Consider the following 15,810-nt stretch of genomic DNA (forward strand, 5'->3'; position numbering starts at 1 on the left):
GCTTACGCTCCTTTCTTGGCTTTGGTTTTGACAGCTGGCTTGACGACCACTTGGCCGTTCTTCGCGCCAGGAACGGCACCTTTGATCAGCAGCAGCTGACGTTCGGTGTCGATGCGAGCGACTTCCAGGTTCTGGGTGGTGACGGTAACGTCGCCCATGTGACCGGTCATGCGCTTGCCTGGGAAAACGCGGCCTGGATCCTGGGCCATACCGATCGAGCCAGGAACGTTGTGCGAACGCGAGTTACCGTGGGTCTGGCGACCCGAGGCGAAGTTGTGACGCTTGATGGTACCGGCGTAGCCCTTACCGATCGAGGTGCCTTGCACGTCGATTTTCTGGCCCACTTCGAACATCGAAGCATCGATGGTGTCACCGGCTTTGAGTTCGGCGGCTTTGGTGGAATCGATGCGGAATTCTTTCAGCATCGTACCGGCTTCGACGCCAGCTTTGGCGTAGTGACCGGCGGCGGCCTTGTTCACGCGGGAAGCGCGACGCTGACCGTAGACGACCTGAACTGCAGTGTAGCCATCAGTTTCAGGGGTTTTGACTTGTGCGACACGGTTGTTCGACACGTCCAGCACAGTGACAGGGATCGAATCGCCGTCATCCGTGAAGATACGCATCATGCCAACCTTGCGACCGAGAAGGCCCAGGCTCATTTTTTCTCCATTCCCACCTACGATTGGGCGGGGGTAGTTGAACTACTAAAAAAGTACGGACGGAAAAAGACGTGCCCATACCGAAGCCGGCTAGTATAGCGCGCAAACGGCAACGGCGCAACAGGAAAAATCGGGGATGAAACCGGCCTGTTGCGCTTTTCGCAGTATCTGGAGAAAGAAGAAATCCGTTCGAGCTGAACGGCACAGAAAAGACGCACCGCTGCGCCTTTTCTCTGCAGGCTACGACCATTGCTGGGAGCCTGCGAACTTTGGAAGTCTGGTGGGCGGTGCAGGATTCGAACCTGCGACCCCTTGGATGTCGACCAAGTATTCTAACCAGCTGAACTAACCGCCCGGGGAGCCGAATTATACGAGGGCTTCTTATAACTTTGCAATAGCTTTTTTCGCTAACGCGACAATTCGTCGTGCGCCCCCTCTCCNGGGAGCCGAATTATACGAGGGCTTCTTATAACTTTGCAATAGCTTTTTTCGCTAACGCGACAATTCGTCGTGCGCCCCCTCTCCCGCCCCACAGACGACGATGACGATTCGCGGGTTGTCGATGCCGCCATGAAATGCTATTGTACAAATCTAATTCGAGGGGGAACGGCGTCGCGCGCACCTGGCGCGCGTCACCTCCGGCAAGCATGCCGGCGCCGTCCCCCCCTCTTTCCGCCGCGGCCGCCTTTGCGCATATCGATTGATATGTGCTGCGCCGCTTCCTCCGGTCCGCGCGCCTCCCCGGCGACACCCGCTGACCCAGACCCGGTCCGCCGCCTACCCTCCGGCAATGGCGGACGCATCGCTGTAAAGGATGAGCATGACAGTCATATCCTCCGACCGCTGGCCACGCCAGCTGAACCCTTCCCGCCTGGTGCTGGCCACCGACCTCGACGGCACGCTGCTGGCCGGCACCCACGAGGCGCGGCGCCGCGTGCGCGAGCTGTTCACGAGCGTCCTGCCCGGCGCGACGCTGGTGTTCGTCACCGGCCGTGGCCTGGAGACCGTCATCCCCCTGCTGAGCGACCCGACCGTGCCGCGGCCGCACTACATCATCGCCGACGTCGGCGCCACGGTCGTCGACGCCGAGCTGCGCCCGGTCGAACCGCTGGCGCACGAGATCGCCGCCACCTGGCCCGGCAGCCAGGCGGTGCTGCGCGCCCTGGCCGGCTTTCCCGGCCTGGTGCGCCAGAGCGTGCCGCAGGAACGGCGCTGCTCGTTCTACGCCAGCGAGGACGCGATCACGCCGGCGCTGCGCGCTGCGGTCGACGCGCTCGGCTGCGACCTGCTGTTCTCGGCCGGGCGCTACCTCGACGTGCTGCCGCGCGGCGTCGGCAAGGGCGTCGCGGTGCGCCGCCTGGCTGAAGTGGCCGGCTTCGACCCGGAGCACATCATTGTCGCCGGTGACACCCTGAACGACCTGTCGATGTTCGAAGCGGGTTTCCGCGGCGTGGTGGTGGGCGCGGCCGAACCGGCGCTGGTGGAAGCGGTGCGCAAGATGCCGCGCGTGGTGGTAGCCGACGCCGCCGGCTGCGGCGGCATCCTGGAAGCGCTCGAGCGCCACGGCCTGCGCTGCGGCAGCGATGCGGCGGCGGCCGAGGCATTGGCCACCTCGTACGGCGACGCCGAACTGGTGATGGTGTATCACCGCCTGCCCTACGACGAGGTGGTGGAAAACGGCGTGACGGTGCAACGGCGGCCGAAAAGCCCGAACGGCATCATGCCGACCTTGCTCAGCTTTTTCGCCGGCGGGCGCAAGGGCTCGTGGGTGGCGTGGTCGCAGCAGGACAGCCGCACGCCGCAAGACTTCCAGCAGCACGTGCCGGTCGACCCGCAGCGCTATCCGCGCCTGAAGGCGGCGCGCGTGGCGCTCACGCCGGACGACATCGACCAGTTCTACAAGAAGTTCTCGAAAGAGGCGTTCTGGCCGATCATCTTCTCGTTCCCGGATAAAGCCGAATTCCGCCAGGACCACTGGGACCGCTTCCTGGAAGTGAACCGCCTGTTCGCCGAGCAGACCGCGCGCGAGGCGGCGCCCGGCGCCACCGCCTGGATCCACGACTACAACCTGTGGATGGTGCCGGCCTTCCTGCGGCCGCTGCGGCCCGACCTGAAGATCGCCTTCTTCCACCACACCGCATTCCCGTCGTCGGACGTGTTCAACATCCTGCCGTGGCGGCGCGACATCATCGGCAGCCTGCTGCAGTGCGACTACGTGGGCTTCCACGTGCCGCGCTACGTCGAGAACTTCGTCGACGCCGCCCGTTCCTGCGCGCCGGTGGAAGCGGTGGCCGACGTGCCGTGCGCGCCGCGCTTCCTCACCTTCGGCTGCGCGCTGGGCGTGGACCGCATGAGCACCCTGCTCGAAGTCGGCGGGCGCCAGGTGGCGCTGGGCGCGCATCCGGTCGGCACCAACGTCGGCCTGATCGACGCACTGGTTGCAAGCGACGAGGTGCAGCGCCAGATCGCGGAGCTCGACGGCTACCTGGCCGGGCGCACCGGCATCGTCTCGATCGAGCGCCTGGATTACGTGAAGGGGTCGCTGGAAAAGCTGCAGGCGTATGAGCGCATGCTGGAACAGCACCCGGAATTGCTGGGCAAGGTCACCCTGCTCAACATCATCACCCCGGCGGCATCGGGCATGGAGATCTACGACAGCCTGCGCGAGGAACTGGACCGCATCGTCGGCCGCATCAACGGCCGCTTCTCGACGCTGGACTGGGTGCCGGTGCGCTACTTCTACCGCTCGCTGCCGTTCGAGGAAGTGGTGGCCCACTACGCCGCCTGCGGCATCGCCTGGATCACGCCGCTGCGCGACGGCCTGAACCTGGTGGCCAAGGAATACGTCGCCACCCGCCATGCGGCCGGGCGTCCCGGCGTGCTGGTGCTGTCCGAATTCGCCGGCGCCGCGCTCGAGCTGCACGGCGCGCTGCTGGTCAACCCGTACGACGCCAACGCCATGAGCGCCACGCTGTACCAGGCGCTGACCATGGGCGCCGACGAAGTGGCCTACCGCGCCGGGCGCATGGCGATGATCGTGCGCGAGCACGACGTGGCGCGCTGGGGCGACGGCTTTTTGGCGGCGCTGGACGATGCCGACGGCGCGTCACTGGATGAACGCTCCGCAGCCTAGACGTACCCATTTGCACACCTATTGAAAGGACTTGAACGAGGCATGGATTACACCATCCTGAACAACACGACCGCCGAATGGCTGGTCGCACTGGTCACGGCGCTGGCCGTGGCGGTCGGGCTGGACGCCCTGAAATCGATCCTGGTGCGGCGCCTGACGATCCTCGCCGCCCGCACCGAGACCAAGCTGGACGACATCGCGGTCGCCGCGCTGCGCTCCACCAAATTCCTGGTGCTGGTGCTGGTCGGCGTGTACGCCGGCGCCAGCCTGCTGAACCTGCCGGAGCGGGTGCAGCTGTTCGTCGGCCGCGCCGCCATCGTCGCCATGCTGGTGCAGGTGGCGATCTGGGGCGACCACGCACTGCGCACCTGGCTGGCCGCCACCCGCGCCCAGAGCAGCGTCGACCCGGACCGCATCACGTCCTCGGCCGCGATCACCTTCCTGGTGCGGGTGGCGCTGTGGGCCATCGTGGCGCTGATGGTGCTCGACAACCTGGGCGTGAACATCACCACCCTGGTGGCCAGCCTCGGTATCGGCGGTATCGCCATCGCGCTGGCGGTGCAGAGCATCCTGGGCGACCTGTTCGCGTCGCTGTCGATCGTGCTGGACAAGCCGTTCGTGGTGGGCGACTTCATCATCGTCGACAAGATGCTCGGCACGGTGGAAAAGATCGGCCTGAAGACCACCCGCGTGCGCAGCCTGGGCGGCGAGCAGATCGTGTTCTCCAACAACGACCTGCTCAAGAGCCGGATCCAGAACCTGCGCCGCATGGAGTCGCGCCGCATCGTGTTCAGCTTCGGCGTCAGCCACCTGACCCCGGCGCCGACCCTGCGCGAACTGCCGGAGATGGTCAAGGAGATCGTCGCGGCCCAGCCCCAGGTGCGCTTCGACCGCGCCCACCTGAACGGCATCGCGGCGCCAACCTTCAACTTCGAGGTGGTGTACTACGTCGACAACACCGACTACACGGTCTACATGAACGTGCAGCAGGAGATCTACCTGAGCATCATCGCCGGACTCGAGGCGCGCGGCGTGGCGCTGGCGCTGCCGGTGCAGACGGTGCGCCTGGCGCGCGAACAGCAGGCGCCAGGCCGGGCGGCCGCCTGGACCGGTACCGACGCCCGGGCGGCGTGAAGGATGGACAAAAAAGCGGCGGACTGACAACCCAGTCGCCCGGCTTCCATGACCCTGGATTACACTGGCGGTCATGGAAACCACGCTGCTGGGCGCCGTGCTGCGCCATGCCGACAGCCACGCCGACGGCGACGGCATCGCGCCAACCGCCATTCCCGGCCTGACGGCGATCCGCTCGACCGTCCGCACCGCCCTGGCCTATCAGGTCCAGCGTCCGCTGGCCTGCCTGGTCCTGCAGGGAAGCAAGCACGTCATGATGGGCGGAGAATCGCTCACCTTCCACGCCGGCGATTCGCTCCTGATCATGGCCGACGTGCCGACCGCCAGCCGGATCACGGCGGCCAGCAGCGCCACGCCCTATTGCTCGCTGGTGCTGGACCTCGATCCGTCCGTGATTGCCGGCCTGGCGGCCGAGATGGCGGCGCTCGACCCAGCCGACGCGGCCGATGCGGCCGGCGCGCCGGTACGCCATGAACCGACCGATGCCCACGTGGCCGACGCCGCCCTGCGCCTGATGCGCCTGCTCGAGCGTCCGGCCTCGATCCCGCTGCTGCAGGGCGCCCTGGTGCGCGAATTCCACTACTGGCTGCTGGCCGGCCGCCATGGCGCCGCGATCCGGCGTCTGGGCCTGCCCGACAGCCACCTGCGCCGCATCGGACGCGCCATCGCCCTCCTGAAGGACAGCTATGCGCAGCGCCTGCCAGTACAGCAGCTGGCCGATGCGGCCGGCATGAGCGCTTCATCCTTCCATGCCCACTTCCGCGCCGTGACCTCGCTCACGCCGCTGCAATTCCAGAAGCAGCTGCGCCTGATCGAGGCGCGCCGCCTGATGCTGGCCGAAGGCGCCGGCGCCGGCCGCGCGGCGCACGCGGTCGGCTACGAAAGCGTCCAGCAGTTCACGCGCGAATACGGACGCCTGTTCGGCATGCCGCCGGTGCGCGACGTGAACGCGCTGCAGGCGCGGCTGCAGCGCGCCTGAAGGCCGGCCGCGGCCTCAGATCACCTGCCCGCCCGAGACTTCGATGCGCTGCCCATTGATCCAGCGGTTGTCTTCGCCCAGCAGGCTGGCGATCATCGGGCCGATATCGTCCAGCACGCCCACGCGGCCGAGCGCCGTCATGCCGGCGAACACGCCGTTCAGGTCCGGCATGTCGCGCACCGCGCCGCCCAGGAAGTCGGTCTCGATCGCGCCCGGCGCCACCGTGTTGACGGCGATGCCGCGCGCGCCCAGCTCGCGCGCCAGATACACGCTCAAGACCTCGACCGCGCCCTTCACCGCCGCATAAGCGCCGAAGCCAGGGTAGGACACGCGCGTCAGGCCACTGGACAGGTTGACGATGCGCCCGCCGTCGGCCAGCAACGGCAGCAGGGCCTGGGTCAGGAACAGCACGCCCTTGAAGTGGACGTCGACCAGGCGGTCGAACTGGGCCACGGTGGTGTCTTCGATCGACGCCATGTCGCCGTGGCCGGCGTTGTTGACCAGGTGGTCGAAGCTGGTGCGGCCCCAGTCGCGCAGCGCCGTGCGCAGGTGCTCGGCGAACAGCGCGAAGCCGGCCACGTCGCCGACGCCGAGCTGCAGCGCCAGCGCGCGGCGGCCCATGGCGCGGATTTCCTCGACCACCGCGTCGGCCTCCTGGGCGCGGCTATGGTAGGTGACGATCACGTCGCCGCCGCGGCGCGCGATGTGCAGGGCGGTGTTGCGGCCCAGGCCGCGGCTGGCGCCGGTGACGAGTGCGATCTTGGTCATGTGGTGCTCCTTGCGCTTGAGTGATGGAGCACCCAGTATCGGCGCCCGCCCCGCGATGCCGTTGCCGGAACCTCGCCCATCTTTGCCTGATCCTTCAACAGGCGCTAACGTCGGTGAATCCGACGTCTCCATGCACGCAAGTACATACAAATTCCGCCTTCAGCAATTCCTAAACATTGTGAAATGCAGGCATGTACAATCGTTGAATAAACGCCTATATTGGCGGTTGCATCCATGATGGCCGCGCAGTACGCGCCGGCTGTTTCACCCCTCAACGGAAAAGGAGTTCGCATGGCAATCAGTCTGCAAAAAGGCGGCAACGTCAACCTGAGCAAGGAAGCGCCGGGCCTGACCAAGGTCATCATCGGTCTGGGCTGGGATCCACGCTCGACCGACGGTTCGGCCTTCGACCTGGACGGCAGCGCATTCATGCTCAAGGCTGACGCCAAGGTCCGCGGCGATACCGACTTCATCTTCTACAACAACCTGAAATCGAGCGACGGCTCGGTGGTCCACGCCGGCGACAACACCACCGGCCAGGGCGACGGCGACGACGAGAAAGTCTCGGTCGACCTGACGCGCGTGCCGGCCGACATCGACAAGATCTCGTTCTGCGTCACCATCCACGACGCCGAGGCGCGCCGCCAGAGCTTCGGCCAGGTCAGCAAGGCCTACATCCGCTGCCTGAACGCGGCCGGCGAAGCCGAGATCGCGCGCTACGACCTGTCCGAGGACAGCTCGACCGAGACCGCGATGATCTTCGGCGAACTGTATCGCCACGGCGGCGAATGGAAGTTCCGCGCCGTCGGCCAGGGCTTCAAGGGCGGCCTGGGCCCACTGGCGCGCTCGTTCGGCGTCAACGTCTAAGCCAAGCGCGGGCAAGCGCCCGCTGGTCCGCGCCACTCCAGGCGCGGGCCGCTTTCGCCACATCACCGAGAAAGAGCGCATGCGCGTCTGGTACAACAGGACATTCTCGTCCGTCTATGCGGCGATCAAACTGATCCGCGAAGCCGACACCGAAGGCCGTTTCACCATCATCCATAGCAACGCCAACCGCCACACGCCGGCGGCGCGCCTGGCCCACGAATTCCACACCGAGCCCACGGGCCTCGACAGCGACGCGTATGTCGACTGGTGCCTGAACTTCTGCCGAACACACCGCATCGATATCTTCGTGCCGGGCCGCGAAGCGACCACGCTGGCGGCCGAACACGCGCGCTTCGCCGACATTGGCGTGCGCGTGCTGAGCGCGGCGCCGGCCGACATGCTCAAACTGGTGCACGACAAGGCGCGCTTTTATGCCGAGACGGTGCTGCCCGAAGCGCCGGTGGCCGAATTCCGCCGCTTCGAAACGCTGGAACAGTTCGACGCCGCGTGGGAAGCGCTGCGTCCGCGCCACGCCAAACTGTGCGTGAAGCCGTCGCACGGCATCTACGGCCAGGGCTTCGCCATCGTCGACGAACAGCGCAGCAGCGCTGCCCTGCTATTGGGCGGGGTCGAATACCACGTCGGCTACGACGACTTGCGGCGCGGCCTGGACACGATGGGGGCCTTCAAGACCATGCTGCTGATGGAATTCCTGGATGGCCCCGAATACAGCGTCGACTGCGTCGGCGACCACGGCCGCCTGGCCGCCGCCGTGGTGCGCCGCAAGCTGCCGCATGGCGGCAGCGGCCAGATCATCGACATGCGCCAGGACATCCTGGACGCCACCGCGCGTCTGTGCGCCGACTATCGCCTGAACGGCGTGTTCAACGCCCAGTTCCGCGAAGGCGGCGGCCGTCCGCGCCTGCTGGAAATCAATCCGCGCATGTCGGGCGGGATCGGCATGGCCTGCCTGGCCGGCCCCAACCTGCCCTACATCGCGCTGCGCGGCTTTGCCGACGGCTTCGAGCAGGTCCACGTGGCGCCGGTCAGCAACGGCATGCGCGTGGCCGAACTGAGCACCCCGACCGAACTACCATGAACGCACCCATGCACATTCCCCTGCAGCGCCGGATCGCGCTGCCCACCGGCGATTTGACCGTCACCATCGAGCACGGCGCCGACGAAGTCGATGCCCTGCTCGGCTTCGCCGCGCGCAACAACGCCAGGCGCGGCTTCCTGTTCCTGAGCAAGGTGCTGGGCAAGCACTGGCCCTGCACGCCTTCCAGCATGCTGGCGGTGCACGAACGCCTGGCCGCCGGCGTGCCGGCCAGCGAAGGCCCGGTGGTCTTCATCGCCATGGCCGAAACCGCGATCGGCCTGGGCCAGGGCGTGTTCGAAGCCTGGCTGCGCGTCCATCCGCACCAGGAGGCGCTGTTCCTGCACACCACCCGCTACCGCGTCGGCGACGGCGAACTGATCGAGTTCGAAGAAGCGCACAGCCACGCGCCGCGCCAGTTCCTGCACGCGCCCGTGGAGCCTTCGCTGCGTTCCCTGCTGCTGGCGGCGCGCACACTGGTGCTGGTCGACGACGAAGCCAGCACCGGCAACACCTTCGTGAACCTGGCCAACGCCTGCCGCCGCCTGAACCCCGGCATCGAGCGCGTGCACCTGGCCACCATCGTCAATTTCATGGGCTCCGCCGCCACTGAGGGGCTGGATGAACGCTTCGGTCTGCCGGTGACGAGCGGCGCGCTGGTCGAAGGGGAGTTCAGCTTCACACCCGGCGCGCTGCCGCCGGAAGCCGGCGCCGCGCAGCGCTACGACCACGAGGCCGAGCGCGGCGCCAGCCCCGCTTTCGGGCGCCTGGGACTGACGCGCGCGCTGAACGCGCCCAAGGTGCTGGCCACGCGCCTGAAACACGAGTTCGCGCGTACCGACCGCGTGCTGGTACTGGGCACCGGCGAATTCATGCACCCCGCCCTGCTGCTGGCGGCCAGCCTGCAGTCGCTCGGCATGGCGGTGTCGGTGCAGTCGACCACGCGCTCGCCGATCCTGACCTGGGGCGCGGTGTCGCATGCGCTCGACTTCGAGGACAACTACGGCGAAGGCATCGCCAACTACCTGTACAACGTGGCGCCCGGCCAATACGACCACGTGCTGCTGTGCCACGAGACCGCGCCCAACGCCGCACTGCAGACGCTGGCCAAAACCCTGAATGCGCGCCTGTTCCACTTCCAGTCCGAGGACCACGTTGAAGAAGTTCCTGTTCGCTGACCTGGACGATACCCTGTTCCAGACCTTCGGCAAGTGCGGCAGCTTCGGCGCCTTCGCCGACGATGTCGATGCGTTGGAGCCGGCCGCCTATTACAAGGACGGCAGCGTGTGCTCGTACACCACGCGCGCCCAGCGCTCCTTCCTGGCGCTGCTGCAGGACGGGATGACGGTGATCCCGACCACCGCGCGCGACCTCGACGGCCTGCGCCGCGTGTCGCTGCCGTTCACCAGCTACGCCGTGATCAACTACGGCGGCGTGGTGCTGGAACCCGGCGGCGCGGTTGACCAGCCCTGGCTGGACGGCATGCGCACGGCGATGCACGCCGCCCTGCCCGGCCTGCAGGCGCTGTCGACCCACCTCGACGAGCATTGCACGCGCACCGGCTACGGCGGCCGTCCGCGCATGATCGAGGATTTCGCCACGCCGTTCTTCCTGGTGGTGAAGGATCCGGGCAAGCAGCACGATCGCCTGGCCACGCTGGAAGAGGAAGTGGTGCGGCCATGGATCGCCGACGGCAATCGCGACTATTTCATCCACCGCAACGGCAACAACCTGGCGATCCTGCCGAATGCCCTGAACAAGGCCAACGCGGTGGCCCACATCACGGCGCGCCTGCGCGCCGAGCACGGCGAGATCGTCACCTTCGGCATGGGCGACAGCCGTTCGGATGCGCGTTTCATGGCCGCCTGCGACTACGCCATCATCCCGCGCGGCACCCAGCTCGCCGGCCTGACCGTGGGGGCGCTGTGAACGCGCGCGATAGTTTCTCGGGCAGCTACCGTCCGGACGACGTCACCTTCCTGCTGCGGCCCCTGGCGCAGCAGGACTTCACCGGCGTCGCCGAAAAGGAAGCGCTGATCCAGAGCGGCCGGCGCCACTACAGCCAGATGCTGTCGCCGGAATCGGCGCCGTCCGAGCGCTACATGCGCCTGTTCGACGAAGCCTGCCGCGCCAACAACCCGCGCATGGCGCGCGATTGCCTGCGCCTGGCCGGCCTGATCGCGGCGCGTCCACCCGGAGGGTTGACGGTCGTCTCGCTGGCGCGCGCCGGCACGCCGGTGGGCGTGGTGGTCACGCGCCTGCTGCGCGAGGCGTTCGGGCGCGCCGCCGTGCATTACTCGGTGTCGATCGTGCGCGACCGCGGCATCGACGCCGCCGCGCTGCGCCACATCCTGGCGCGCGGCCACGCGCCGGAGTCGATCGTGTTCGTCGACGGCTGGACCGGAAAGGGCGTGATCGCGCGCGAGCTGGCCGCCTCGATCGCGGCGTTCAACCGGTGCCACGGCACCACGATCGACGCCGGCCTGCACGTCTTGAGCGACCTGGCCGGCGCCGCCGCCTGCGCCGCCTCGTGCGACGACTACCTGATCCCGTCCAGCATCCTGAACGCGACGGTGTCGGGACTGGTCAGCCGTACCGTCATGGACGAGGCGATGGGCGAGGACGACTTCCACGGCTGCGTGGTCTACACCCAGTTCGCCGGCATCGACCGCTCGCAGCCGTTCGCCGATGAGCTGACGGCGCTGGCGCTAGCCGCGCAGGCGCACGCAGCGCCGCCGGCCGCGCCGATCGACGCTGCCGCCGCGCGCGCCCGCTCGCAGGCCTATCTCGCCGCCGCCATGGACCGCTACGGCGTGGCCGACGTCAACCTGGTCAAGCCCGGCATCGGTGAAGCCACGCGCGTGCTGCTGCGCCGTGTGCCGCGCCTGGTCGTGCTGCGCGACCGCGACGCGCCGGACGTGGCGCACCTGGCCGCGCTGGCCGAAGAAAAACAGGTGCCGGTCGACGTCGACCCCACCCTCCCCTATCACGCCGTTTCCCTGATCAGGAGTGCATCGGATGGCTAAATCCCTGGGCGCGTCGCTGTACGTCCCCGCCAATCACAAGAGCCTGGCCGCGATCGCCAACGGCGACAAGCTGCCGCAGGCGCGCTCGCTGATCTTCTGTCTGGAGGATTCGATCGCCGACCGCGAATTGAGCTGGTCGCTGTTCAACCTGTCGGTGGTGCTGGCCAACATGCGCATCGACGTCGCCGCCGACCGCTTCGTGCGCGTGCGCAATCCCGAGGTGCTCGAGCGCGTGCTGGCCATGCCCGGCGCCGACAAGCTGACCGGCTTCGTGCTGCCCAAGATCACGCGCCACAACTTCGACAGCTACTGGCGCCTGCTGCGCCACACCGAGCACCTGGTGATGCCGACGATCGAGACGGTGGAAGCGTTCGACGACGGCGAGATGCAGGCCCTGCGCCTGGCGCTCGATGCGCCCGGCGTGCGCCACCGCATCCTGGCGCTGCGCGTCGGCGGCAACGATTTATTGGCCCTGCTCGGGCTGCGCCGCCCGCGCGGCATGACGATCTACCGCACCCCGCTCGGCCCCGTGATCGCGCGCCTGGTGACCACGTTCCGGCCCTACGGCTTCATGCTGACCGCGCCGGTGTTCGAATACCTCGACCTGCCCGAGCTGCTGGACCAGGAAGTCACCGAGGATCTCGCCTACGGCATGATCGGCAAGACCGCGATCCATCCGACCCAGATCGCCCCGATCGAGCAGCACTTCAAGGTCACCCCGCACGACCTGGCGGTGGCGCGCGCCATCCTCGACGCCTCGGCGCCGGCGGTATTCCGCATGCACGACGCGATGCAGGAAGTCGCCACCCACCGCGCCTGGGCCGAGCGCACGGTCGAACAATCGCGCCTGTTTGGCTCGCACGGAGAGCTCGGTCACAAACCATTCCTCGAAGGAGAACCCTCATGACGACATTTTCACGCGGCCAGAAAGGCAAGCTGGCCGATCTCGGCAGCGGCCACGCCTTCAACGTCGACGTCGACATTGCCGCCAACGGCGCGTCGGTCGATGTCTCCTGCTTCGGCCTGGACGCCAACGACAAGCTGTCCGACGACCGCTACATGATCTTCTACAACCAGCTGGCCAGCCCGGAAGGTGCGGTGCGCCTCGACCTGGGCGGCGGGCGTGCGCGCTTCGCGGTGAACCTCGACGCCCTGCCCTCGAACATCGCCAAGCTGGTGTTCGTGGCCGCGATCGACGGCGCCGCCACCATGCGCACGCTCGGCGCCAGCTCGCTGAGCCTGGGCAGCGCGCTGCGCTTCCCGTGGTCGGGCGCCGACTTCGGCGACGAGAAAGCGCTGATCGTGGCCGAACTCTATCGGCGCGACGGCCAGTGGCGCTTCGGCGCCGTCGGCCAGGGCTTCAACGGCGGCCTGTCGGCGCTGCTGGCGCACTTCGGCGGCACCGAGGCGGCGCCATCCCGCCCTGCCGCTCCCGCTCCTGCACCGACGCCTGCCCCGGCGCCGGCCGCACCACGCGTTTCGCTGTCCAAGATCACGCTCGACAAGCGCGGCGACAAGGTCTCGCTCGACAAGCGCGCCGGCGGCGGCTACGGCCGCATCCACGTCAACCTGAACTGGAACATGGCCGCGGTGGCGCCTCCGGTGACGCCGCCGCCGGCACAGTCGGCCGCGCGCGGCGGCGGCTTCTTCGACCGCCTGGCGAATATGGCGGGCGACCTCGCCAACAAGGCCGGCGACATGGCCAACAAGGCCGGCGCCGCGCGCAAGGGCCGCAGCGGCATCGACCTCGACCTCGGATGCATGTACGAACTGGCCGACGGCCGGCGCGGCCTGGTGCAGGCGCTGGGCAATACCTTCGGCAATTACGAAGGCGAACCGTTCATCCAGCTCGACGCCGACGACCGCACGGGCGCCGCCGCCAACGGCGAGAACCTGTTCATCAACGGCGAGCGCTTCGACAAGATCAAGCGCGCGGTGATCTTCTCGTTCATCTACGAAGGCGCGGCCAACTGGCAGGTCACCAATGGCGTGGTCACGATCACGGCGCCGGGCCAGGCGCCGGTCGAGGTGAAGCTCGACGGCGGCGACCGCCAGATCATGTGCGCCATCGCGCTGATCGAGAACCGCAATGGACAGCTGGTCATCACCAAGCTGGCCGAGTACTTCCAGCAGCAGGGCATGACCAGCGCGCACGAACTGATGGACCGCCATTTCGGCTTCGGCATGCGCTGGAAGAGCGGCAGCAAGTAATCGGCGTTCCCCGCAGGGCTGCTACCACTTGCAGCCCTTGTCCGTGATGGTTTCGATCGCCAGCGGGATCAGGAGCAGTAAGTTTGCCTTCTCCCCGCCGGAATATTTGGTCTGGCAATCGGGCCGCTTGGCCTGGCGCACCGCGCGCGCCAGGTTGCTGTCATCGAGGGCGCGCAGCTGCTCCTGTTCCTGCTGGCGCTCACTGGGCGTCGCTACGCGTTCGCTGTCGATCTGGCGCGCGCTGGCGCGCAGCGAGGCCAGGTCCAGTCTCGGCTGGGCAGTGGCTGCTGCCGGCTGTGTTTCAGTTACGGCAGGCGCCTCGGATGCCGGCGCGGCCGGCACGGTGAATACCGGCGCCGAGGTACGCTCCAGCTTCGCGGCCGGCGCTGCGCGACGGTGCGCAGGAGTGATCGTCAGCGCCTCGTCCGCCGGGGTCGGCTGCGCGGGTGCGGGCGCCGGAATGAACGCGAAAGCGATATAGCTTGTTGGTCCGCTTTCCTTCATCCGATCCTGCATGCCGCCATGGTTCAGGAACGCCGCCACCAGAACGACGTGCGCGAGAACGATCAACGCCGCTGAAACGAAGCTGGGACGGGCGCTTCGGCTTGTGAAGTCGCCCTGCGATGCGGCGCGCGCTATGGATACATATGGCTGTCGGGACATGCTTCGATCGTCGGGCGGCTAACCGTTCGATTACATCATGCTCGCGTCCGCCGGTCGATGCGCAGCGCATGAAATGCGCGTGTGCGCCATCCCCTGCGCCAAGCCGGAGTACATTGGCATATCATTTGCCCTGCCCCGTTCGATGACAACAGCACGCCATTCCCGTTTCAGTGTCTGCGCGACAGTCGCGACGACATGCGCGCTGCTGGCCCAGCCGGCCAGCGGGGCGGCCTTCGTCGATCCGCCGGCGGCCGCGCCGGCGCTGAAGGACGATCCGTTTGCGCAAGTCGCTCCCGCCGCGCTCACGCCGCCCGCGGCGGCCCCGGCACAGCAACCGGACGGCAAGCTCGACATCGAGGGCATGCGCCGTTCGGTGCGCGACGTGCTAGACGCCGAAGACGTGCCGTCGGGACCGATGGGCACGGTCTTCGCGGCGGCGCCCACGCCCGAGCTGCAGCGCTTCAAGAACACGTTCGACGGGGCCAAGCGCCCATGGTGCCTGACCGCCTTCCAGGGCGCGGGCATCCTGGCGCTGGTCGCCATGCCGCTGGCGATGCTGCTGGACAAGAAGGATCACGGCTGCAAATGGTGAGCGCAGTCCGTTGAACAGACCCACAAATGACAAGGGCCGGGAAATCCGCAATGCGAATTTCCCGGCCCTTGCTGTACCGGCGGATGGTTCCGCCGGCGACATTCGGTATTACTGCAGCTTGATTTCGACGTCGACGCCGGCTGGCAGGTCCAGCTTCATCAGTGCGTCAACGGTCTTGTCGGTCGGATCAACGATGTCCATCAGGCGCTGGTGCGTACGGATCTCGAACTGGTCGCGCGAGGTCTTGTTGACGTGCGGCGAACGCAGGATGTCGAAACGCTGGATGCGGGTCGGCAGCGGGACCGGGCCCTTGACGACGGCGCCGGTGCGCTTGGCGGTGTCGACGATTTCCAGTGCCGACTGGTCGATCAGCTTGTAGTCGAACGCTTTCAGGCGGATACGGATTTTCTGGTTTGGAGCGGACATGCTAATTCCTTTAAAAGAACGTTCCGGCTTGTTGCCGGCAATGTGGTAAAGGTACTTCGGTACTGCTCAAGAGGCGGGAGTATATCATCGTTCCCGCTCAAACAGATGGGGACAGACCAAAAAGTCTGTCCCCATCGTTGTGCTGGAAAGACAGCCCGGAGGCTGCCATTCCAGCGATCAGGCCTGATCGAAATTAGGCGATGATTTTCGCCACAACGCCGGCGCCGACGGTACGGCCGCCTTCGCGGATTGCGAA

The 15,810-nt window shown here is 67.2% G+C and carries 15 protein-coding genes, 1 tRNA gene and 1 pseudogene; 11 read left to right on the top strand and 6 right to left on the bottom strand.

The window, feature by feature from the left end; genetic code table 11:
• Positions 1 to 2 precede the first annotated feature (2 nt).
• Both rplC and QPK27_RS22775 read right to left on the bottom strand, forming a co-directional pair.
• Positions 3 to 659 (bottom strand): 50S ribosomal protein L3, encoded by a 657-nt coding sequence (gene rplC / locus QPK27_RS22770; RefSeq protein WP_290420458.1) that lies wholly within the window; start codon positions 657 to 659, stop codon positions 3 to 5.
• Between the two features lie 278 nt (positions 660 to 937).
• Positions 938 to 1,014: transfer RNA gene (locus QPK27_RS22775), tRNA-Val, on the bottom strand.
• Between the two features lie 465 nt (positions 1,015 to 1,479).
• On the opposite strand from QPK27_RS22775, the gene ggpS reads away from it, so the two are divergent.
• The 3 genes from ggpS (at position 1,480) to QPK27_RS22790 (ending at position 5,905) form a co-directional block, all read left to right on the top strand.
• A complete protein-coding gene (gene ggpS / locus QPK27_RS22780) occupies positions 1,480 to 3,792 on the top strand; it encodes a glucosylglycerol-phosphate synthase (RefSeq protein ID WP_290420459.1) in 2,313 nt (770 codons plus the stop codon).
• 42 nt (positions 3,793 to 3,834) lie between these two features.
• Positions 3,835 to 4,926 (top strand): mechanosensitive ion channel family protein, encoded by a 1,092-nt coding sequence (locus tag QPK27_RS22785; RefSeq protein ID WP_290420460.1) that lies wholly within the window; start codon positions 3,835 to 3,837, stop codon positions 4,924 to 4,926.
• Between the two features lie 73 nt (positions 4,927 to 4,999).
• Complete coding sequence (locus QPK27_RS22790; protein ID WP_290420461.1) at positions 5,000 to 5,905, top strand: AraC family transcriptional regulator; 906 nt, start codon at positions 5,000 to 5,002, stop codon at positions 5,903 to 5,905.
• Between the two features lie 15 nt (positions 5,906 to 5,920).
• Here QPK27_RS22790 and QPK27_RS22795 read toward each other — a convergent pair whose 3' ends face one another.
• Positions 5,921 to 6,673, bottom strand: coding sequence for an SDR family oxidoreductase (locus QPK27_RS22795; RefSeq protein ID WP_290420462.1), 753 nt, complete (start codon positions 6,671 to 6,673; stop codon positions 5,921 to 5,923).
• Between the two features lie 291 nt (positions 6,674 to 6,964).
• On the opposite strand from QPK27_RS22795, the gene QPK27_RS22800 reads away from it, so the two are divergent.
• The 7 genes from QPK27_RS22800 (at position 6,965) to QPK27_RS22830 (ending at position 13,873) form a co-directional block, all read left to right on the top strand.
• Positions 6,965 to 7,540, top strand: coding sequence for a TerD family protein (locus QPK27_RS22800; protein WP_290420463.1), 576 nt, complete (start codon positions 6,965 to 6,967; stop codon positions 7,538 to 7,540).
• A 79-nt stretch (positions 7,541 to 7,619) separates the two neighbouring features.
• Complete coding sequence (locus QPK27_RS22805; RefSeq protein ID WP_290420464.1) at positions 7,620 to 8,639, top strand: ATP-grasp domain-containing protein; 1,020 nt, start codon at positions 7,620 to 7,622, stop codon at positions 8,637 to 8,639.
• Positions 8,636 to 9,814 carry a phosphoribosyltransferase domain-containing protein gene (locus tag QPK27_RS22810; RefSeq protein ID WP_290420465.1) on the top strand — a complete coding sequence of 393 codons (1,179 nt, stop codon included), beginning with the start codon at positions 8,636 to 8,638 and terminating at the stop codon, positions 9,812 to 9,814. Before QPK27_RS22805 ends, QPK27_RS22810 begins: the two co-directional genes overlap by 4 nt.
• Positions 9,792 to 10,565, top strand: coding sequence for a hypothetical protein (locus QPK27_RS22815; RefSeq protein ID WP_290420466.1), 774 nt, complete (start codon positions 9,792 to 9,794; stop codon positions 10,563 to 10,565). Before QPK27_RS22810 ends, QPK27_RS22815 begins: the two co-directional genes overlap by 23 nt.
• The gene (locus tag QPK27_RS22820; protein WP_290420467.1) at positions 10,562 to 11,662 is read left to right on the top strand and encodes a cysteine protease StiP family protein; all 1,101 of its coding nucleotides are present in this window, start codon (positions 10,562 to 10,564) and stop codon (positions 11,660 to 11,662) included. The genes QPK27_RS22815 and QPK27_RS22820 overlap by 4 nt, the downstream gene beginning before the upstream one ends.
• Entirely contained in the window at positions 11,655 to 12,569 is a 915-nt protein-coding gene (locus QPK27_RS22825) for an HpcH/HpaI aldolase/citrate lyase family protein (protein WP_290420468.1), read from the top strand. Before QPK27_RS22820 ends, QPK27_RS22825 begins: the two co-directional genes overlap by 8 nt.
• Entirely contained in the window at positions 12,566 to 13,873 is a 1,308-nt protein-coding gene (locus QPK27_RS22830; RefSeq protein ID WP_290420469.1) for a TerD family protein, read from the top strand. Before QPK27_RS22825 ends, QPK27_RS22830 begins: the two co-directional genes overlap by 4 nt.
• Before the next feature lie 21 nt (positions 13,874 to 13,894).
• On the opposite strand, the gene QPK27_RS22835 is transcribed toward QPK27_RS22830, so the two are convergent.
• On the bottom strand, positions 13,895 to 14,443 hold the full coding sequence (locus QPK27_RS22835) for a hypothetical protein (RefSeq protein WP_290420470.1): 549 nt from the start codon (positions 14,441 to 14,443) through the stop codon (positions 13,895 to 13,897).
• A gap of 235 nt (positions 14,444 to 14,678) precedes the next feature.
• On the opposite strand from QPK27_RS22835, the gene QPK27_RS22840 reads away from it, so the two are divergent.
• A complete protein-coding gene (locus QPK27_RS22840; RefSeq protein ID WP_290420471.1) occupies positions 14,679 to 15,128 on the top strand; it encodes a hypothetical protein in 450 nt (149 codons plus the stop codon).
• A gap of 108 nt (positions 15,129 to 15,236) precedes the next feature.
• Here QPK27_RS22840 and rpsJ read toward each other — a convergent pair whose 3' ends face one another.
• Together rpsJ and QPK27_RS22850 are read right to left on the bottom strand one after the other, a co-directional pair.
• Positions 15,237 to 15,554, bottom strand: coding sequence for a 30S ribosomal protein S10 (gene rpsJ, locus QPK27_RS22845; protein WP_036209000.1), 318 nt, complete (start codon positions 15,552 to 15,554; stop codon positions 15,237 to 15,239).
• A gap of 193 nt (positions 15,555 to 15,747) precedes the next feature.
• A pseudogene (locus QPK27_RS22850) lies at positions 15,748 to 15,810 on the bottom strand (elongation factor Tu); the annotation flags it as partial.

Source organism: Massilia sp. YIM B02443 (assembly GCF_030411955.1).
Lineage (GTDB): Bacteria > Pseudomonadota > Gammaproteobacteria > Burkholderiales > Burkholderiaceae_D > Telluria.

Excerpts from the sequence above, each read along its gene's own strand:
- QPK27_RS22790 (WP_290420461.1), top strand. The coding sequence starts at position 5,000 with ATGGAAACCACGCTGCTGGGCGCCGTGCTGCGCCATGCCGACAGCCAC.
- QPK27_RS22830 (WP_290420469.1), top strand. The coding sequence starts at position 12,566 with ATGACGACATTTTCACGCGGCCAGAAAGGCAAGCTGGCCGATCTCGGC.
- QPK27_RS22825 (WP_290420468.1), top strand. The coding sequence starts at position 11,655 with ATGGCTAAATCCCTGGGCGCGTCGCTGTACGTCCCCGCCAATCACAAG.
- rpsJ (WP_036209000.1), bottom strand. The coding sequence starts at position 15,554 with ATGTCCGCTCCAAACCAGAAAATCCGTATCCGCCTGAAAGCGTTCGAC.
- ggpS (WP_290420459.1), top strand. The coding sequence starts at position 1,480 with ATGACAGTCATATCCTCCGACCGCTGGCCACGCCAGCTGAACCCTTCC.
- QPK27_RS22785 (WP_290420460.1), top strand. The coding sequence starts at position 3,835 with ATGGATTACACCATCCTGAACAACACGACCGCCGAATGGCTGGTCGCA.
- QPK27_RS22805 (WP_290420464.1), top strand. The coding sequence starts at position 7,620 with ATGCGCGTCTGGTACAACAGGACATTCTCGTCCGTCTATGCGGCGATC.
- QPK27_RS22810 (WP_290420465.1), top strand. The coding sequence starts at position 8,636 with ATGAACGCACCCATGCACATTCCCCTGCAGCGCCGGATCGCGCTGCCC.
- QPK27_RS22795 (WP_290420462.1), bottom strand. The coding sequence starts at position 6,673 with ATGACCAAGATCGCACTCGTCACCGGCGCCAGCCGCGGCCTGGGCCGC.
- QPK27_RS22840 (WP_290420471.1), top strand. The coding sequence starts at position 14,679 with ATGACAACAGCACGCCATTCCCGTTTCAGTGTCTGCGCGACAGTCGCG.
- QPK27_RS22800 (WP_290420463.1), top strand. The coding sequence starts at position 6,965 with ATGGCAATCAGTCTGCAAAAAGGCGGCAACGTCAACCTGAGCAAGGAA.
- rplC (WP_290420458.1), bottom strand. The coding sequence starts at position 659 with ATGAGCCTGGGCCTTCTCGGTCGCAAGGTTGGCATGATGCGTATCTTC.